The organism is Candidatus Bathycorpusculum sp., assembly GCF_009778815.1.
GTDB lineage: Archaea > Thermoproteota > Bathyarchaeia > Bathyarchaeales > Bathycorpusculaceae > Bathycorpusculum > Bathycorpusculum hydrogenotrophicum.
Map to the genome: position 1 here is coordinate 1 of NZ_WRFL01000009.1, position 18,170 is coordinate 18,170.

The 18,170-nt window shown below is 43.3% G+C and carries 17 protein-coding genes; 4 read left to right on the forward strand and 13 right to left on the reverse strand.

Annotated features, from left to right (window positions below):
• Window positions 1-794 precede the first annotated feature (794 nt).
• Window positions 795-1,781, forward strand: a complete 987-nt coding sequence (locus FWF39_RS03110) for a phosphatase PAP2 family protein (protein WP_343381979.1) — start codon at window positions 795-797, stop codon at window positions 1,779-1,781.
• Here the strand turns inward: FWF39_RS03110 and FWF39_RS03115 are convergent.
• From FWF39_RS03115 to FWF39_RS03150, 8 genes are all read right to left on the reverse strand, one after another.
• The gene (locus tag FWF39_RS03115) at window positions 1,778-2,071 is read right to left on the reverse strand and encodes an ATP synthase subunit C (protein ID WP_343381980.1); all 294 of its coding nucleotides are present in this window, start codon (window positions 2,069-2,071) and stop codon (window positions 1,778-1,780) included. The genes FWF39_RS03110 and FWF39_RS03115 overlap by 4 nt on opposite strands.
• Window positions 2,072-2,212: 141 nt before the next feature.
• Window positions 2,213-2,353 (reverse strand): hypothetical protein, encoded by a 141-nt coding sequence (locus tag FWF39_RS03120; RefSeq protein ID WP_343381981.1) that lies wholly within the window; start codon window positions 2,351-2,353, stop codon window positions 2,213-2,215.
• A 14-nt stretch (window positions 2,354-2,367) separates the two neighbouring features.
• Entirely contained in the window at window positions 2,368-2,814 is a 447-nt protein-coding gene (locus FWF39_RS03125; protein ID WP_343381982.1) for a universal stress protein, read from the reverse strand.
• Complete coding sequence (locus tag FWF39_RS03130; RefSeq protein WP_343381983.1) at window positions 2,801-3,457, reverse strand: V-type ATP synthase subunit D; 657 nt, start codon at window positions 3,455-3,457, stop codon at window positions 2,801-2,803. The genes FWF39_RS03125 and FWF39_RS03130 overlap by 14 nt, the downstream gene beginning before the upstream one ends.
• A 2-nt stretch (window positions 3,458-3,459) precedes the next feature.
• A complete protein-coding gene (locus tag FWF39_RS03135; RefSeq protein ID WP_343381984.1) occupies window positions 3,460-4,857 on the reverse strand; it encodes a V-type ATP synthase subunit B in 1,398 nt (465 codons plus the stop codon).
• Window positions 4,858-4,861: 4 nt separating this feature from the next.
• A complete protein-coding gene (locus tag FWF39_RS03140) occupies window positions 4,862-6,655 on the reverse strand; it encodes a V-type ATP synthase subunit A (RefSeq protein WP_343381985.1) in 1,794 nt (597 codons plus the stop codon).
• Window positions 6,645-7,265 carry a V-type ATP synthase subunit E family protein gene (locus FWF39_RS03145; protein WP_343381986.1) on the reverse strand — a complete coding sequence of 207 codons (621 nt, stop codon included), beginning with the start codon at window positions 7,263-7,265 and terminating at the stop codon, window positions 6,645-6,647. The genes FWF39_RS03140 and FWF39_RS03145 overlap by 11 nt, the downstream gene beginning before the upstream one ends.
• A 9-nt stretch (window positions 7,266-7,274) precedes the next feature.
• Window positions 7,275-7,583, reverse strand: coding sequence for a V-type ATP synthase subunit F (locus tag FWF39_RS03150; RefSeq protein ID WP_343381987.1), 309 nt, complete (start codon window positions 7,581-7,583; stop codon window positions 7,275-7,277).
• A 72-nt stretch (window positions 7,584-7,655) separates the two neighbouring features.
• Between FWF39_RS03150 and FWF39_RS03155 the strand changes: the two genes are divergently transcribed.
• Window positions 7,656-9,692, forward strand: coding sequence for a V-type ATPase 116kDa subunit family protein (locus tag FWF39_RS03155; protein ID WP_343381988.1), 2,037 nt, complete (start codon window positions 7,656-7,658; stop codon window positions 9,690-9,692).
• Here FWF39_RS03155 and FWF39_RS03160 read toward each other — a convergent pair.
• Together FWF39_RS03160 and FWF39_RS03165 are read right to left on the reverse strand one after the other, a co-directional pair.
• Window positions 9,689-10,741: a V-type ATPase subunit gene (locus tag FWF39_RS03160; RefSeq protein ID WP_343381989.1), complete on the reverse strand. Its 1,053-nt coding sequence runs from the start codon at window positions 10,739-10,741 to the stop codon at window positions 9,689-9,691. The genes FWF39_RS03155 and FWF39_RS03160 overlap by 4 nt on opposite strands.
• Window positions 10,741-11,061, reverse strand: coding sequence for a hypothetical protein (locus FWF39_RS03165; protein ID WP_343381990.1), 321 nt, complete (start codon window positions 11,059-11,061; stop codon window positions 10,741-10,743). The genes FWF39_RS03160 and FWF39_RS03165 overlap by 1 nt, the downstream gene beginning before the upstream one ends.
• Before the next feature lie 650 nt (window positions 11,062-11,711).
• Between FWF39_RS03165 and FWF39_RS03170 the strand changes: the two genes are divergently transcribed.
• Window positions 11,712-12,335, forward strand: a complete 624-nt coding sequence (locus FWF39_RS03170; protein WP_343381991.1) for a hypothetical protein — start codon at window positions 11,712-11,714, stop codon at window positions 12,333-12,335.
• A gap of 174 nt (window positions 12,336-12,509) precedes the next feature.
• Here FWF39_RS03170 and FWF39_RS03175 read toward each other — a convergent pair whose 3' ends face one another.
• Window positions 12,510-13,370, reverse strand: a complete 861-nt coding sequence (locus FWF39_RS03175) for an alpha/beta hydrolase (RefSeq protein ID WP_343381992.1) — start codon at window positions 13,368-13,370, stop codon at window positions 12,510-12,512.
• A gap of 99 nt (window positions 13,371-13,469) precedes the next feature.
• Window positions 13,470-14,918, reverse strand: a complete 1,449-nt coding sequence (locus FWF39_RS03180; protein WP_343381993.1) for a hypothetical protein — start codon at window positions 14,916-14,918, stop codon at window positions 13,470-13,472.
• Window positions 14,919-15,014: 96 nt separating this feature from the next.
• Here FWF39_RS03180 and FWF39_RS03185 point away from each other — a divergent pair, with 96 nt between their 5' ends.
• Entirely contained in the window at window positions 15,015-16,292 is a 1,278-nt protein-coding gene (locus FWF39_RS03185) for an alkaline phosphatase family protein (RefSeq protein WP_343381994.1), read from the forward strand.
• A gap of 95 nt (window positions 16,293-16,387) precedes the next feature.
• Here the strand turns inward: FWF39_RS03185 and FWF39_RS03190 are convergent, their stop codons facing one another.
• Window positions 16,388-18,064, reverse strand: a complete 1,677-nt coding sequence (locus FWF39_RS03190; RefSeq protein ID WP_343381995.1) for a right-handed parallel beta-helix repeat-containing protein — start codon at window positions 18,062-18,064, stop codon at window positions 16,388-16,390.
• Between the last annotated feature and the right edge of the window lie 106 nt (window positions 18,065-18,170).

Below are 18,170 nucleotides of genomic sequence, written 5' to 3' on the forward strand. Positions count from 1 at the left end.
CAAACCCGCCCTTGGCGACTTTTTCAGACAAACATTTTTTGCAATGCACCATACGAACTAACCTTGTTTGGCGATATATGTACAGCATCACATAAAATTATCTATAAGTGAACACTCTCAAATATTTAATGAAATGGTGCAGGAAGTTAACTTAAAAGCAAACAAATTGAGAAGAGAGAAGAGAGAGGGAAAAATTTTGTCTGCTTTTAAGTCAATTTTTTCCCACAGGACTAGTTTAGTTTGATCCATAAATATCGATGTGACCCACCTTGTGGGTAACAATTTTCAAGGTCGCAGGCAAAAAATAGCGTTAAGCGGATTCAGCCGCGTGCTAACATTGAGAGGACATAAAAATATTGAGACAGCCGCCTCAACGTTAGCAGCCGGACCCGCCCAACTTGTCGGGCACATACTGCTTTTCCACACAAGTAACCTAAGTTTAAAATAAAGATAAAAGATGATGCTGGTTCAGCTATACAGTAACAAAGCGATAAAAGTGCCGCTTAGGCGACTATGAAAAATATTTCACGCTGTCTCGCCAGAGACGATATAGTATACGCCATCACAAACAGGCCATTAAATCGATAACAGCATCAAACATCAGCCATAAAAAAGAGGTCTATATGCTATCAGTAAAGCAGGACAACACAGGTTATTTAGGATAAATAAGGACTAATTTAGGGTCAGGACAGTTTTTGTTGGTTTAAACTGGGAATATTGTGCTATTTAACCGTGAATTGGGGAAACCCTTTAAAGCCACTCAGAAAAGTTAGCTAAGCTGGTAACTGTGTAGCATGGCGAAAGATGAGAAGAAAGAAGAAAAGAAAGAAGAAAAGAAAAAGCTTGCTTTCGATTACCGATCTTCACGGTTTTTTGCGTTGCTTTTTCCAGTTGTGTATCTTATAGCCATAGCTATTTTTAGCATCACATACAGTATAATTCCCGGCCCTGAATTTTTGATTTTAGCTTTTTTGATTTATGCGGCTTACAATAAAACGACTTGGAGATTTCTCAAAGATTGGTTACCCTTTATCACTGTGTTTATCTCCTATGAAATTATGCGCGGTATTGTTGGCAGTGCCATCACTCAAGAGGTCTGCCATCTAGGCCCCTACATTCTGGAAATGGGCATATTTAACAACCAGCTGCCCTCGATTCTACTGCAGAGTGCAATTCGGTTTCCCATACTTGATTATGCCGGTGCAGCCTTCTACTCGCTGCACTTCTTTGCACCCACCATATTTGCCTATATCCTCTGGAGAGCCAGTCCACCAAATTACTGGAAATACACCGTCGCTTTTGGCATCTGCACCTATGCAGCGCTTATAACGTTTCTATTCTATCCGGTAGCACCGCCTTGGATTCAAGATCCCAGTGTCCTTCGTATATTAACCGAGTCCGTTGATGCTAACTTGGGCATACCGGTTTACCGTACAATGTTTGATTTTGTAAGTCCCAACCAGTTTGCCGCATTTCCCAGTATGCATTCTGCCTTGCCGTTTCTCATCTCCTTGTTTGCCATAAAGATCTGGAAGAAAAAGGCACTGCCTATTCTCATTTTCCCCATCGGGGTATGGTTTAGTGCCGTTTATCTAGGTGAGCACTATATAGTGGATGTTTTGGGCGGAATTGCTTACGCTTTGATAGCGTTTGTGGCTGTGGAAAAGTTGTTACCACTTTTAACCAAAAAAAATGGGCTACTTAGAAGGTATCTACCTCAACTCAAACCCCCTGAAAAACAGAGCACAAAAGAAGAAGATAAGCAAAAGATTGATGCTTAGAGTTTAAGCCAGAGCAGAATGCCTAAGATTAAGCCATAGATGGCCAGGGCCTCAGCCAAGGCAACGATAAGAAAGCTACGGAAAAATGTTTCAGGTTTCTCGGCTAGTGCGCTGATTGCGGCGCTACCAACAGAGGATATGGCAAGTCCAGAAGCGATTGCAGGAATTCCTATGGCTAAGGCGGCAGAGATGGCAATAGCAACTCGATCATAGTTGACAGGGGTAGTTGTTTGGCTTTGGTTTTGTTGTAATTGGACTGTTTGGGCAGTTAATGTTGCAGCCACACTCATAAGGGGCAAAATTACAAGCAACAACAGGATAACGAATAAAACCCTTTGTTTCAAGTTAAAACACGCTCCAATAATTATTAAGTACATGTAATTAGCTATTAAGTTTTTTCTAGTTTAAGATCCAAGCGCTCTCTATTGAAATTATGCAACCGGTTCCTCGACTGAATAAGCAACACTTCTAAGAGCATCCAACAGCAAACAAAGCTTCTCAACCTCTAAAGAAACCCGAACATCAATCTGAGATAACATTTTTTTATAATCAGCCTCTATTCTCTCAGCCATAGCTATACCCCACACTATTTGATAACCAAAACCGGACACTGCGAGTACTCTATAACACGCTCAGCAACACTACCCAAAAGAATACGCTCAGCACCACGGCGACCATAGGTACCCATCACAATAATATCTACATCCAAACTCTTTGCAAACTCAATAATCTGCTCAAAGGGCCGGCCCTCTGCAATCATAGAACGAGCGGCCACACCAGCTTTCTCTGATAAATCCAGAGCATACTTGATATGGCGATGACCATTATTTTTGAGCTCTTGCGCCACCGCCTCACGCGTAGCCATCGCCGAGAGCCGCTCAACAACCAAATCATCCACCACATAAACAAGCACTATTTCTGCTTGATGGGTTTGGGCGATGCTTAGAGCATACTCCTCAGCACGGATACTATAATCAGAACCGTCTATTGGAACTAGAATCTTCTGAATGGACTGGGAACTATACGTTTTCACTCTTAGAAAGCTCCTTTTGATGTTTTTGGATTACATTTTTAATATGTTTAGTTCGAATAAACTCTTCACGATCTTTTTCTTCTAAAACCATCTCAATCCACTTGGCTAGATTACGGTAACGAGGAATAAGCACATAATTAAGAGCGTTTACCCGACGCTGAGTACGACGCACATCATTAGCAAGCTGGAAAATAGTGCCTTCCGCCTTTGCCAAATCAGACAACAACTGCAACACCACATAGAACTGTTTAAACGCGTCATCTAGGTCAGCATTGGTATCAGCAAAACCATAGTCAGGTCTAACAGCAACCGTTTTTTCATTAAAACTTACAAGTGGAACTGGGACACCCATGATGCTTCGGTAATCCACCAGATATTCCGCCTCATTAGTTGATCCCAATATGGCATTGGCTATGGTTTGAGATCCCTTAGCCATGTTTGCCTTATGCAGACTCTGGTAAGCTTTGTTCAAGACCTCCAAAAGCTCACTGCGTGTATGTTCAGCATCGAAAATATTATTTCGAAGTTCGCGCAACAAAATGTCACGTTTGCGCTCTAAAACATCACGTCCGGATTCTGCGAGGTTGAGTGTTTTTTTGGTTTGGATAAAGTTGATTTTTGTGGCGTTGATGTTTTCTGCCATTGCTATTTTGCCTCAGTTTTGGTTTTATGCAGGTACTTTTGGATGTATTCGGGTTTAATGGCAAGCAATTCTTCTTCAGATAAATCAGAAAGCGTACTCCAAGCCAGATCAAGGGTTTGTTCGATGGTACGATTTTCGGTTCTATCTTGATTGATAAAGGTTCGCTCAAAGCGTTCGCCAAAACGCAGATATTCTTTGTCACGGGCATTTAACCCTTCTTCACCTATGATGGTAACCAATGATTTGACGGCATTATATTGGGCATAGGCGCTGTAGAGCTGACTGGAGAGGTCTGCGTGGTCTTCACGGGTGTTGCCTTGGCCGATACCGTCTTTCATCAATCGAGATAGGCTTGTGGTAATATTGATTGGCGGGTAGATACCTTGTTTTTCGAGGCTACGGCTGAGCACAATTTGTCCTTCGGTGATGTAGCCGGTTAAATCTGGGATGGGGTGAGTGATATCGTCGTTTGGCATTGTCAAGATAGGCATCTGGGTGATGCTGCCTTTTTTATTCACGATTCTACCGGCGCGTTCGTAGAGACTGGCTAAGTCGCTGTACATATAGCCGGGATACCCTTTACGGCTGGGCACCTCCTCCATCGCCGAGCTGATTTCTCTGAGGGCCTCACAGTAGTTAGTCATATCGGTCATGATAACTAGCACATGCGAGGCTTGATCGTATGCGAGGTATTCTGCTAAGGTTAAACCGGCCCGAGGGGTAATAATGCGCTCAACTGGGGGGTCATCAGCTAGGTTGAGAAACATGGCGACATTTTTGATTGCACCTGTTTCCTCAAAGCCTTTTCTGAAAAAGTCAGCGTCGTCATGTTTGAGTCCCATGGCAATGAAGACTATGTTGAAGGGTTCGTTGGCATTGCGGATTTGGGCTTGGCGGACTATTTGAGCTGCTAAGGCGTTATGGGATAAGCCTGGACTGGAAAACACGGGAAGTTTCTGTCCACGCACAAGGCTGGATAGGCCGTCAATGGCAGATATGCCTGTTTGGATGAAGTCTTTGGGGTATTCACGGGCGGTTGGATTTAGGGGGTAACCATTGACGTCACGTTTTTCTTCGGTGAAAAAGTTGGGGTGTCCATCTATGGGCTCGCCGTAGCTGTTCATGATTCGTCCCAGCATCTCGGTGGAAACAGGTACTTCAAGAGAATGACCGAGAAAACGGGTACGGGTTTGTGAGGGAGACAAGTCAGCGGTGCCTTCGAAAACCTGTACAGTTACAGCTTTTTGGCTGACTTGTATGACTTTACCTATGCGGGTTTTACCTGTGGGGGTTTTAACAGAGACCAATTCGTCATATCCGACGTTTTTGACGTTTTCAACAATTATGATGGGGCCGTTGATTGAGGAGACTCCTCGGTATTCTAAATTTGAATTTAGCATAAATCTATCCCAGAGTTGTAACTAGATTGTCCATATCTTGGTGCATCTTTTTTTCAACGTCATCTAATTGTTCGAGTTTATTGTTGGGTATGTTGTCTTTCATGCGCATGATATCGACTATAACGGGTAGTTGGGTGACTTTGAAAATTGGAGCGCCTTTGGTAATGATGGTTTCTGCTAGGTGATGGAAGTCAATGATTATTTTAAGCATCTTGTGTTGTTTTTGTGGGCTACAGTAGGTATCAATTTGGTCAAGGGCGTTTTGTTGGAGAAAGGCAATGCGAATTATGCGTGCGGTTTCAAGGGTAAGACGTTGTTTATCTGGCAGAGCTTCTGAGCCTACCAGTTTTACGATGTTTTTAAGTTCGTCTTCGGCTTGGAGGATACGCATTGCCTCGTCACGGTAATTGCTCCAGGTGGCATCCACATTTTTATGCCACCAGTCGGTGAGGTTAGGGATGTATTCGCTGTAACTTGCCATCCAGTTGATGGCGGGATAGTGACGGGATCCGGCGAGTTCAGCGTCTAGCGCCCAAAATACGCGGGTGAAGCGTTTGGTGTGTTGTGTGACGGGTTCTGAGAAATCTCCTCCGGGGGGTGAGATGGCGCCAATGGCGCAGATGGATCCGGTTCGGTTATCGGTGCCTATGGTTTTAACGACGCCTGTGCGTTCATAGAATTCAGCGAGTCGGGAGGGGAGGTAGCTGGGAAAGCCTTCTTCGGCAGGCATTTCTTCGAGTCGTCCTGAGACTTCACGTAGTGCCTCAGCCCATCGGCTAGTAGAGTCTGCCATCAATGCGACCGCATAGCCCATGTCGCGATAGTATTCGGCCAAGGTTATGCCGGTGTATATGCTGGCTTCTCGGGCGGATACCGGCATGTTGCTTGTGTTAGCTATCAGAATCGTGCGTTCCATAAGCGGTCGTCCCGTTGTGGGATCAAGTAACTGGGGGAAGGTATCGAGCACTTCGACCATTTCGTTGCCGCGTTCACCGCAACCCACATAGATAATGACATTGGCGTCGGACCATTTGGCAAGTTGCTGTTGAACAATGGTTTTTCCTGCACCAAAGGGGCCGGGGATAGCGGCGCTTCCGCCTTTAGCTATTGGAAAAAAGGTGTCGATGATACGTTGTCCCGTTATGAGGGGCGTGGATGCAAAAAGACGCTGAGTATAGGGTTTTGGGGTGCGAACGGGCCATCGCTGGAGCATGGGTATGTTAGTTTTTTTGCCGTTTGCACCTTCTTCTTGGATAAGGGCGATTTTTTCAACTATGGTATAGTTGCCTTCGGGGGCGATTTCGACTAGTTTACCTTTGATACCTGCTGGCACCATAATGTGGTGTTCGACTAGGTTGGTTTCTTTTACTGTACCCAAGATGTCGCCGCTTATGAGTTGGGTGCCGGGTTTAGCTTTGGGTTGGAAGGGCCAAATTTTTTCGCGTGAGAGAGCGGTTACGCCGTGAGTTTGTTTGATAAAGGGTCCAGTTAGTTTTCGGATGGATTCAAGGGGTCTTTGGATGCCGTCAAAAACGCCGCCTATGAGTCCTGGACCTAGTTCGACTGAGAGCAGGTTTCCGGTTCCTGTGACGGGTTCGTTTAGTTTGAGGCCGCTTGTGTTTTGGTAGATTTGGATGGTTGCATATTCACCTTCGAGGCGGATGATTTCACCAATTAGGCTATTGCGGCCCACCTCGACCATCTCGTGCATAACGGCTTGGGACATGCCTTTGGCTTCGACGACTGGCCCAGCAACACGTATAACACTGCCTTCTGCAGGGGTCAGATTATGTATCATCTCCTAAAAGAGCGGTTATGATTTGGCTTCGCAGGGTTGATTTGAGTTCTTGGAGACGGCTGTCAAAAGTGGCGTCATAGCTTATTTTGCCGTCCTCGAGTTGGATTTTGCAACCTCCTATGATATTGAGTGTTTCGGGGGCGAGTTGGAGCTCAATGTGGAGTTTTTTAGAAATTGGGCTTAACATTTCTTTTGTTAACCAGGTTTTATCGTTAGTGTTGACATAGACAAGGAGGTTGGGTTGCGCCAGTTTTTCTGCGGTTGTCTGGATTAGTCTTAGGAGATAGTTGTGGTATTTGGGGGTTTTTGTGAATTCTTGGATGGCTTCTGTGGCGTGGTTTAGGGCTTTATCAACTAGGTCTTCTTTGGTTTGAAGTAGATAGTTGCGCATTTCCACTTCGGTTGCAGAGGTGTGTTTGTTTTTTTCGGTTTCTGCGTGTTTTTTTGCGTCGGTGATTAGGGTGTGGTAGGTTTCTTTGGCTTTTTCATGGGCGGTTTGGAGTGTTTCTTTGGCTTGGTTTTGGGCATCTGTGAGGTTGTTTTCGGCTTCTTTTTGTATATCGGTAATGATTTCGTTGGCAATTGCCGAGATTCCAGTTTTTATATCCATAAGTTGGCCTCATATTTTTATACCTAAAATTTTGCTGATAGTGTCGGAGAGTTTAGCGTTGTTTTGGGGGCCTTTGCTGTCGGGTAGTTCAAGGATTATGGGTGTGATTTGTTCTTGGCGGATTTTGTCGACTTGTTTGCGGATGGTGGGTTCTGCGGCAAAGGTTTCGCTTAGAATGATTAGGGCTATGGTGTTATTTGAGAGGGCTTGGCTTAGGGCTTGGTTTGCTTCATCAACTGTGGTGACTTCTGTGCCTTGGATGCCTACAAGTTTAAAACCGGTGATCATGTCGCTGTCACCTATTACATGACCAATCATGTAATCACCAAAAGATATTGGTACTAAACGGTATTAAATGTTTATTAGCAAATTCTAACATTATTATCAAAAATGTTGCGACCCCAACGGATGACGGCGGCGTCTATTTTTTGTCTAAAAAAATATACTGAAATAGTATTTGAAACGCTAAATCGCTTCGGCGAATTCCATATTGAGTCAAGCGCTCCTGAAAATACGGATGTAACAGAGTATGAGCAAAATATCCAACGAATTGAACAACGCCTACGAGACATCAAGGGTCTAAGCAACCAACTTGCAGAGAAAAAAACAAGCCCACTAAGCATTTTTCGATTAAACCAGCCCACAATAGTGCCAATTACCACAGATAACTGGCATAGTCTAATAGAAGAAACAGATCAAAACGTTTTAGCCCTTAAAGAAAAAATAGAAACCCTAAATGCAACCATAGCAAACCTGCAGAAGCAAAGAGACGAACTCACACAACAAAGAGATATGCTTGCCTGCATGAACAGCTTAGAGGTAGATATCGCCAGCATTAAACGGTTTAAACATATACATGTGGAAATTGCAAGTCTACCTATCAACACCTATGAGGCATTTAAAGCAACCACCAGAACCCTACCCCTTGAGATACGCCGATGCCGTCTAAACCCTAGCGCCTACTTGGTATGTCTTGCCATGCCCGCAAAACACAAAGAAGAAATACAAAAAATTCTACACTCCTACCATGGCGAAATTTTTAGTATCCCCCCACATTTGCCCGAGAACACCAAAATGGCCCTAAGGGAAGTTAAAAACGCTTTAAAAGAAAACCGTGAAAAAGAAAAAACAATCTACAATAACCGGCAACATTTGGGCGAAGAGAATCGACCTAACCTTGATGTCTGGGGAGAAACAGCCCAAAACATCTTGGCACTTCTAAACGCTAAAAAACAGATGCTTCAATCAGGCCGATTGGCAACCATTAAGGGATATGTACCCCAAAGCAGATTCTGCGAATTGGAAAGTACCATAGAGAGTATGTTAAATGGAAAAGTCATCATTCTGCCAGATAAGGCTCAAGAAGCCCCAGTTGTAGAACCACCGTCTAAGATTAAGCATAGTCGTTGGATAGAGCCTTTTGGAGAAATCACAAAACTCTATGGGGTCCCAAAATACGATGAAATAGATCCCACACCTGTTATGGCCATAACTTTTCCTATTCTCTTTGGGTTAATGTTTGGCGATATGGGACATGGCTTAGTTCTTCTAGTCGGAGGGGCCGTTGGGGGCAGTCTTGTCAAGGGTAATCAAAGTATCAAAAATATTTGCTGGATTATGGCTACATGCGGAGCCGCGGCCATTATTGCAGGTGCACTGTTTGGTGAGTTTTTTGGTCAGCCATTTTTTGAACCGCTGTGGTTAAACCCTTTCCATGGCGGCGGGGTGTTTGAGTTTCTCCTATTTAGTTTAGTTGTGGGTATTGTGCAGATTACAAGCGGAATAATTATCGAGGTAGCAAATTATGCCATTAAACACAACTGGTCAGATGCTCTGCTCACCTCTGCACCCAAGATTGCATTCTATTTAGGCGGTGTCTACTTAATTGCCGTCTATCAACTAAACTTTACAAACTGGCTTAGTGGACCCATACTAATACCGCTCATTCCCTTCATCATTATGGTTATAGGTAAACCCTTGTTTTTAAGGACTATAAAATCTAGAGGACCAAAATTAGGCGGGTCTTATGCTCAGCAAACAGGAGAACACACCGAACAAGATAGTGTGGCAACTCGATTTTTTGAAGGAGGAAACACTCTCACGCGTCTGCTTAGCAATACTATTTCGTATAGTCGAATTCTGGCTTTGCTTATGGCGCACTGGGCACTGATGATGGTTATCTATACGGTTGCAGGGTTAATTGCACCCGCGGGAGCAAGCCCATTGCTACTAGTTCTAGCGGGGGTGGTTATCGTGATTGGTAATGTATTTGTATTGGCGTTGGAGGGGTTAATTGTGTTTATTCACACTTTGAGGCTACACTTCTATGAGTGGTTTAGCAAGTTCTATGCGGGTACTGGAACAGAATTCAAACCTTATAAACAAAACTTTACCTACACAAAACTGACGCTCAAAGATAGAAATTAGCGTAAAAAAAGCTGCTTTTGGATTGCCTCAGAGGGCACAGAGGCATCGATGCCTAAAGATAACATGCGCAGGTTGGAGGTTTCGGTTTCTTTTAGGGTTATATATGCAAGCGGTAAGCCAATGTTGAAGAAAAAGCGGGGGCTATTTTGGGCGTGCTTGACCACTGCGTGTTGGAATCGTCGCTCGGCTTTTGCCAAGGTTTCATCTGGAGAGGCGTCTTTGGAAAAATAGTTGGCGTAGTAGCCATTGAGAGCGATTTTAAGAGTGGAATCAAAGTTTGGTGCTAAAATCAGGGCTTCAACCTCTTTGGTGGGTAGGTGGAAGTATTTATGGGGCATTGTAAGACGTAGTTCATTAGAGTCATAGTTGAGGTTTTTGCCGCGGAGAATTGAGAGCAGAGTGTAGCTGTCGTTTTTGAGGCTTGCATAGAAGTTTGCGTGGGGTTTTTCTGTTTCAGGTAACTTTTCGTAGGAATCATAGAGATGATCATAGAAGAAGACATCGAGAAACATATCAAAGCAGGCAGCGGAGCCGCTTTTGTTATAGTTATTTAGACCTCTGTTAAGGGTAGATAGGTAGGGAGTTTTTTTGAATGTGTTGATTAGTTGGGTAAGGTTTGAGGCTTTGGCGGCATTCTCAAAAACGTTGTGCCACTCAACATAGCGTGATGCAGAGGAGGGGTAAGTTTTAGATGTTTTCTGTTCTGCGGAGTAACCAGCGAGGGTTCCTTTGAGGAGTATCTTTATGTTTTCTATCTCAAAGTGCAAAAGATAGGTTTGAAGATAATCAGAGACAGATTGAGGGGCATATTTGATTATTTTTTGGCAGGTTTCTATGAGGTTTTCATTGAAGGCGTGTTCCAGTTTGCGTCCTGAGAGAGGAAGCTGAATTTTGCTGATCTGTTTGTGATATGGGGTTTCTTGTAATTGAGCAGTGAAGTCAGGGAGGGTTGGGCTATCGGAGAGGACTTTGAGTTTAGCTTCGCTTAGCAGGTTGCTTCTTTGGGCGCCGATTTTTGCAAGAACAGAAGCATAATGGGTGGTCTGCATCAAGAAGAGGTTTCCTCAAGAACGGCAGTTACAACTAGGCGAACGGCTTTGTCCATGTGTTCTTCAGCTTGGGCTTTGAGCTTGGCGGCAGTTTTCTTGGTAGCCTCTAAGAGCTCAGCATTGTTCTGTTTTGCTTCCTTGTCAACTTGTACGTAGAGTTTCTGGGCTTCTTGTTGTCCATACACTTTACTGTTAGCAACTAGTTTGTCAGATTCTTGATGGGCAAAAGCGAGTATTTGTTTGGCTTGGTTTTGGGCGTCAGCTTGAATTTGTTCGGCTTGGGCTTCGAGTTTTTTTAACTCATCCCACACTCTTTGCATGCTACTATCCACAGTTGTATAGAGACAAAGTCATTAAAGATATTTATGGTTTTTAAAGTTTGTAACTGCCAAGCATTTAATCGACAGCAATTTTTATATATAAAGTTTTAAAGAAAAAATCAAGAGGAATTAAATGAGTTTTATGGTTTATCTGTATTTTTTGGGTTTTGTTTGCAGCACAGTTCTGAACCTTCTTTAAAAAATACCCAACGGTCTCACTACACACCCAATGGTCATAACTGCTTGGAGATTTATCATAATTTTTTGGATATTTGACATATTTTGTGGCATATGGCACTTCGATGAAATAAAAGAGATTAAACGTATCCCCCTCACATAACCAATACCGATTTTATTGCCCTTTTTGTCCAGGCCGGCGTTTGTTAGCTAGGTGGACTAAATGAAACGTCGGTGTCTTTTGGAGGCTGATTAGACCTAGGCAAAGAAAAGGGTGTATGCTCTTTGGCGGTAGATGGATTGGGCTAATTTGAGCTCGGTAGGTGCGTCCGTAAAATGTGCATTTAGTATCGTCGGAAGTGATGATGGATTGATGAAACGTTCAGTTGATCATTTGGTTTACGTGGGATGACTTTAATAACTTGGCTGACTATATTTTTATGACGTTCCAAGTTATAATGGGGATTATAACTATGATCACAAAAAATAAAAAAATTTTGGCGGTATTAACAATCGTTATGGTTGGGGCATTATTTGGCGGTATATTAGCTGTCTCTGTTGCATCCGACTGGAGTTTAGGACAAGAAGCAACCCCTGCACCGGGTGCATCTTTCTATGAGTCGGCGTATGCCAAGGCAACAAGTGAGCAGAAAGAAGAGCTAGACAAAATCATTGCAGACAAAAGCATTGATTTGCCGGGCGAATGGATACGACCTGTTCTTATCGCCATCGGAGACCTACCAAAAGACCAGCCAAGATTAACCGCTGAGCAGGCAGGGAAGATATATGACAGTATAGGTAAAGACGTGGGCGCTTTAGAAAGAGAATTCAACAAAATCGCAGGTGCACCAGACTTTGTTGGCGGTAGCGGAATTGAACGCTCTGTTTACTATCTAAACGACGATAGATCACAAGCAATCTTTCTAATGCTAGACGACGCAATTCTCTGTACAGTTAATGACGACGGAATTTACAACATAAGATTACCGTTAGGCAACCAGAAACTTCCTGTCGACCCAGGCCCATCAATAGCACCAAAAGACACACCTCAAACGTTTCCTGTCCCGCAAAGCCCAACAAAAGCACCAGCACCATAAACACCAACATCAGACAAAGGCAGTTAGCCCTTTTGTATATGCGATGGTTATGAGATGCCCCAAGTGCTATCGATGCCCCCCATGTGGGGGGTTCAAATCCCAGTAGTCCCATGACAGTAGAGCAACAGATTTTCAGTTACCGATGATTTCGCGGTAACTACAGATGAAAAAAGCTCAAATCAAAAGCCGCACTATTCGATCTAAATTGTCAAACATGACGCAGTGACCTTGTTTGGGAAAGATTTCTAGGTTCGTTCCCTCAAATTTGCGGGCTATACCATATGCATTGTTCACGGGACATGTTTTGTCTTCTTGTCCATGCCAAACCCAGAGTTTACCGCTAATTTCTTTGAATGGGAGATTCCAGGGGTTTAGGAAAAGTTGGTGCTCGTCAAGTATCGCCTGAACACCGTCTTTTTGTCGAAATGCCTCAGCCATAGACTGATACATCAAATCCATCCATGCGGGGTCAGAAAAAAATACCTCATCACGAGTTGAACAGCCATTAAGCATCTGTCGGCCATGAGTAGAACGCAAAAAAGATGCTGATCCGTCTGTTTTTAGAACCTGCCGACGCATATTTTGCATGGCTAATGCACCTATTAGGGGAAGTTTTAGCACATATTTAGCAAGAGGCATGTTGTGTGCGGTTGAGACATCAAAGGGCAAATTGGGTGCACCGACGACTACTCCACGGTTTATGCGTTGAGAAAAACAGGTCATGTATGCAAGTGCAAAAACGCCGCCGCCAGACCAGCCCAAAACACTGAAGTGAGAGAGACCTAAGTGGTCGGCTAAAAAGTTGAGGTCACAGTTGAAGTCTTGAATAGTTTTTCGAGGTTTATAGGTGGATAAACCATAGCCAGGTCGGTCGACAGATATGAGTTGAATATTTTGATTGATAAAAGGTTTTAGGAGAAGAGCTTCTAGGCGGCTACTGGCAGTACCGTGGAAATACAGAACTGGGACGCCTTTACCGGCTACAAGGTATCCCAGTTGGCGCCCATCAGGCAAGGTGATAATTTGGCTACTCAAATATCGATGCTCCATTTAACCTGTTACGACTTGGGAAACATATTACAGTACTCAGAGAGCTTTGAAGATAGCGCAAGTGCAACATTAAAGATCTGACAATTAAGGGGATGTCCAGCTGGAGCCATAAAATAGGGTGCCGTTAGTATAGCTTAGGTCATAGTTATTGTAACCCTGTGTGAAGGGTATGGTCCAAGTAACATTTTTTGCTATTTGCGTATTGTATTGTCCATCATGGTCGGAAACTCGATTGTATGCTGTTGAGGCATGATTATAGGAGAAGATAAAACCATCAGCAACATAAAACCTGCCGTAATAGTCTAAGACATTTAGCCAAATTCCACCGCCATCGTTTGATGCAGTGTTAGATGAAATTTTGCCGCTAAGCAATTCTACAATACCGGCTTCTATGTACATACCGCCGCCATCTGTTGCTCTATTGCTAGAAATCACAACCCCAGACAAACTAATGTTGTTGTACTTACGGTCATAGGAGCATACACAGTATACACCACCACCGCCCTGGGTAGCTGTGTTCTCAGAGATCTCACCACCTGATAACCTAACCGTGCTTATGTAGTTGTATATGCCGCCGCCCTCAACTGCTGTGTTACCAGTGATTTTGCCGCCAGAAAAACTGAAGGTGCCACCCCAGTTGTTAACACCGCCACCACCAAAATTAACAATGTTACCCGAAATTGTACCACCCGACAAACTAAAACTACCATAGTTGAGCACACCCCCACCCCCACCCCAGCGAACGGTGTTAACTGAAATTGAACCACCCGACAAACTAAAACTACCCGAATTATGCACACCCCCACCCCCACCCCAATCAACTACATTACCAGAAATTGAACCACCCGACAAACTAAAACTACCACTAGCACCGATAAACACGCCGCCGCCGTTTAATTGAGCAGTGTTATTGGAAATTTTGCCGCCCGACATAGTAAAACTACCATAGAGGTATACACCACCGCCATGGTCAGCTGTGTTACCAGAGATTTCGCCAGCCGACATTAAAAGTGTGCCACCGGACCTAACAGTCACTCCGCTACCAAAAGTATCACCGGTATGTGTTACGATAATACCTGAGAGATCCAATACGCCGCCAGCTCCAACAGTAATGGTGCTCCCCTCAAATCGCCCGCTTAGCTTGAAGAACTCAACATCACTATTGCTCATCAGCACAATCTCAGTAGAAATACGAAGCGACTCTGTAAGTTCAATGTCCCCATCAAGAATAATAACCAAAGGCGTCCCCGACCTCACAGTTTTAACAGCCTCACAAAACTCCACCTCAGACCCCACATGTACCTCATTCACATGTACCTCACCCACAGGCACCTCACCCACAAACACCTCCAAGGCCGCATCCGCCATCAAATCCTCAACCATCTCTCCAGACCCAGAATCAGGCCTATCACCCAAAAACAGCACACAAACAATCACAGACCCCACCAATAGCACAACCAACAGAGAAAGCGATAACAAAATCCTGTGACGAACAGTAGGCGAACCAAACCGGGACATATCAGCCACAGCCATAGCAAACGCCATCAAGTCTAATATTAAAAACATCCAGAATATAAAATTTATATCCACCGCATCCCATCAGAACTCAACAACCCGTCAGGTCTCTAAATGACAACAGAAAAAACTCAACCCGCAGTCAAAAAGACCAACAACAACTTTGTCTATCCCCAATATCACCAAAACTGCATATCAAACATACCCCAACTGATTCTAAATCAGCTCGGAATTCAAACTACAGAACCTAATCCACTCAAAAATCGCATAGAAAGCAGTAGTAATAGACATAGCAAAATCGTGCTTTTGATAATCGATGGATTTGGATTTAATCAGTTCCAAAAACATCAACATCAAAATCCCTTCCTTACCGCCCTTGCATCCAAAGGAACCCTATCAAATATCACAAGCGTATACCCTTCACAGACAACCAATGCACTTATGACGCTAAACACAGGCTTAACACCTCAGGAGCATGGAGTTTTTGAATACTTTATCTACCTAAAAGAAACCGGTGTAATCAACGCACTACGCTTTGAACGCATTAGCACAAAACACAGAAAACTCGAAGAAGAAGGCTTTAGCCCAAATTTGATGTTTAGAGGAAAAAACATCCACCAAACACTAAAAAACCAAGGAATCCAGACATATACCCACCTGCCAGCAACAAATGCCTCAGGGGCATGCTCAAAACTAATTTTTGAGGACAGCACCGTGGTGCCTGCGCAGAAAACCTCAGATTTAATTGTTAATCTAAGAAAAAATCTCGAACAAACCCAGAGCGGCTACTTTTTTATGCACTTAGACAGTCTTGACACCATAGCACATTATTATGGGCCCCAAAGCGACCAATTCACCGCAGAACTCTCAAATCTAACCTATCTGCTCCAAAGAGAACTGGTAGAAAAAGTGGAGGATAAAACCGCCAAAGAAACCCTGTTGCTGATAACCGCAGATCATGGGACCATAGATACCAACCCCAATAACACAAATTATCTTAGCCGAACCCAAACCCCATTAACTTATCGAAAGTGCACAAGAAACAATAAACGCATCCCGCCCACAGGAAGTCCAAGAGACATCTTTCTGCACATAAAAGAAGATAAACTTGAAAAAACCAAAGATACACTAACGCAACAACTTTGCTCGAAAGCACAGGTGCTTGAAACTAGCAAAGCAGTTAAAGCGGGCTTGTTTGGGATTGGTGAGGCGCCTCAAGAATTTTTTGATCGGGCAGGAAACCTGTTGATTCTACCCTACGACAAAGAAACAATTTGGTTTAGCAACCCTGAGGGAAGAAAGATCACGTTTTGGGGACATCACGGCGGCTTAAACAGTGAAGAAATGCTTGTACCGTTTGCCGCGGTAAATTTGAACGACCTAAAGAAATAAATGACCATAACAGTTATCCTGTTAGAGTTTATTTTCCATTCACATCATCTACTACGATTTTTTGCGTCTTTTCATGTGTTATAGCGGTTTGCAACTTAGGGGTTTGGTGTTTCTTGCTTGTTTTGTTTCTTTTTGAAATAAAACAGAGAAACTATAGTACCAACTCCAACTCCAACTATTAACACCAATACAGCTACCGTAGAGTATTTGAAGAAGATCTCAGATGGGTCAGACAGAGGAACTGAAACATCAGGCAGATCTATCATCGTCATAAGCGGATAATAATCGGTGATGTTCTCAAAAACAACATAGGGCGTATCACCTATACCATCACCGTCAGCGTCTATTCCTGTGTAGGTGCTCCAGTAATTGCGATCCCACGTAGTATTAACAGAAAGATAATATGCAGTAAAGGGCCATACATAATGATCCTCCCCGGCATGCTGCACATTATCTATAAAATTATTTTGGGTTATGGTGTTGTCGTTGGCATTATACAAATAGATGCCCCACCTGCACTCCTTTAGGGTATTATTCATTACGCTTGTTAGAGCGCAGTGGTTTAAGCTAATGCCAGTATCACAGTTGATCAAGACATTTTGGGCTACAACCGCTTCAGCTGCAGTCGCTACAGTTATGGCAATTTTTTTACTCTGAAAAATAGAATTACCCAAAATAGAGGTGCCAAACCCCGCACTATAGATACTGCCGATGGTTAGATTATTGTTACAAATTAAGACATTCTGGTTTGATGAAGCACACCAGATATCGGTTTGAGTTAAAAAGTTATTTTTTACCACTATGTTATCTGAATTGCTTATACGTATAACATAATCAGGTAAAGTAGACACCTTGTTTAGAGAACTCCAATTTATCTCTAAATTTTCTACCACTATGTTTTTGCAGTTATCTAATACTACATAACCTGCATTAGAAGGCACCGTTTTATCCTGCTCATTAACCCAGTAGTAAACCGATTTACCCTCCACTAGATTTGTGGAATCAATATAGTTGGATTTAATTTTGACCGGTTGCCCCGAGGCATCCTTATTGTATTCATACAGGCAAAAAGGTTCATAGTTGTTGTTTAAGATATTAGATCTTAGTTTGATTGGAGCATTATGAAAAAAAATACCCCATCTGCCGTTGTCAGCAATAATATTATCTAAAATTGCATTGTTGCTGCCTTCAACATGTATGCCATTACCCGAATTGCCTACAATATGACAATTTTGAATGATGTTGTTCGAACCACTGACAAGTATCCCTGAGATATCAGTAGCAGTACATCGAGTTATGGTGATGTTAGTAACTATGCTATTTGAACCTGCCAAATTTATGGCGTTCCAATAATCGGCTATTTGTATATTTTTTACCGTAACACCATCAACGCCTTGGTGTATGCCAAGTCCATGGCGGAAGTTACGCCATAATTCTTGGGTATCGGCTTTTCTAAGGGTGTATCCTGCGCCGTCAAGGGTGATGCCGCTCTTTTGTATATCGATGTGTCCGTTTATGTCTCCTGAGAATGTGTAAACATTGCCTGATCGTTTAAGCGGTGTTACAGGATCGGAATCAAAGATGGAGCCATCTGTTTGAATTTCGATTAGCCGTTGAGATGTTTGTGTTTGAGCAAAAGGTAATGTGTTAAGTGTCTCAGTGGATGTTTGTGTCTGAATGTCAGATATGGGGTTTGGTAACAATACAAGATAGATAACCCCGGATAATACAACTAGGAAAATAATCAGGCTAACTGCGAGTTTGTAACTCATTAATTTACAGCTTACAGTCATGACACTGCTCTTGCTAGAGACTGATTTAGGCGAAAATAAAGATTTAGGCACCGTTGACGTGCGATTTGTTTTTTTCAACCAAGAG

What these genes read in the sequence shown, in the direction of transcription:
- FWF39_RS03110 (WP_343381979.1), top strand. Translation starts at nt 795, where the DNA reads ATGGCGAAAGATGAGAAGAAAGAAGAAAAGAAAGAAGAAAAGAAAAAG.
- FWF39_RS03115 (WP_343381980.1), bottom strand. Translation starts at nt 2,071, where the DNA reads ATGAGTGTGGCTGCAACATTAACTGCCCAAACAGTCCAATTACAACAA.
- FWF39_RS03120 (WP_343381981.1), bottom strand. Translation starts at nt 2,353, where the DNA reads ATGGCTGAGAGAATAGAGGCTGATTATAAAAAAATGTTATCTCAGATT.
- FWF39_RS03130 (WP_343381983.1), bottom strand. Translation starts at nt 3,457, where the DNA reads ATGGCAGAAAACATCAACGCCACAAAAATCAACTTTATCCAAACCAAA.
- FWF39_RS03135 (WP_343381984.1), bottom strand. Translation starts at nt 4,857, where the DNA reads ATGCTAAATTCAAATTTAGAATACCGAGGAGTCTCCTCAATCAACGGC.
- FWF39_RS03140 (WP_343381985.1), bottom strand. Translation starts at nt 6,655, where the DNA reads ATGATACATAATCTGACCCCTGCAGAAGGCAGTGTTATACGTGTTGCT.
- FWF39_RS03145 (WP_343381986.1), bottom strand. Translation starts at nt 7,265, where the DNA reads ATGGATATAAAAACTGGAATCTCGGCAATTGCCAACGAAATCATTACC.
- FWF39_RS03150 (WP_343381987.1), bottom strand. Translation starts at nt 7,583, where the DNA reads ATGATTGGTCATGTAATAGGTGACAGCGACATGATCACCGGTTTTAAA.
- FWF39_RS03155 (WP_343381988.1), top strand. Translation starts at nt 7,656, where the DNA reads ATGTTGCGACCCCAACGGATGACGGCGGCGTCTATTTTTTGTCTAAAA.
- FWF39_RS03160 (WP_343381989.1), bottom strand. Translation starts at nt 10,741, where the DNA reads ATGCAGACCACCCATTATGCTTCTGTTCTTGCAAAAATCGGCGCCCAA.
- FWF39_RS03165 (WP_343381990.1), bottom strand. Translation starts at nt 11,061, where the DNA reads ATGCAAAGAGTGTGGGATGAGTTAAAAAAACTCGAAGCCCAAGCCGAA.
- FWF39_RS03170 (WP_343381991.1), top strand. Translation starts at nt 11,712, where the DNA reads ATGATCACAAAAAATAAAAAAATTTTGGCGGTATTAACAATCGTTATG.
- FWF39_RS03180 (WP_343381993.1), bottom strand. Translation starts at nt 14,918, where the DNA reads ATGGCTGTGGCTGATATGTCCCGGTTTGGTTCGCCTACTGTTCGTCAC.
- FWF39_RS03185 (WP_343381994.1), top strand. Translation starts at nt 15,015, where the DNA reads ATGACAACAGAAAAAACTCAACCCGCAGTCAAAAAGACCAACAACAAC.
- FWF39_RS03190 (WP_343381995.1), bottom strand. Translation starts at nt 18,064, where the DNA reads ATGAGTTACAAACTCGCAGTTAGCCTGATTATTTTCCTAGTTGTATTA.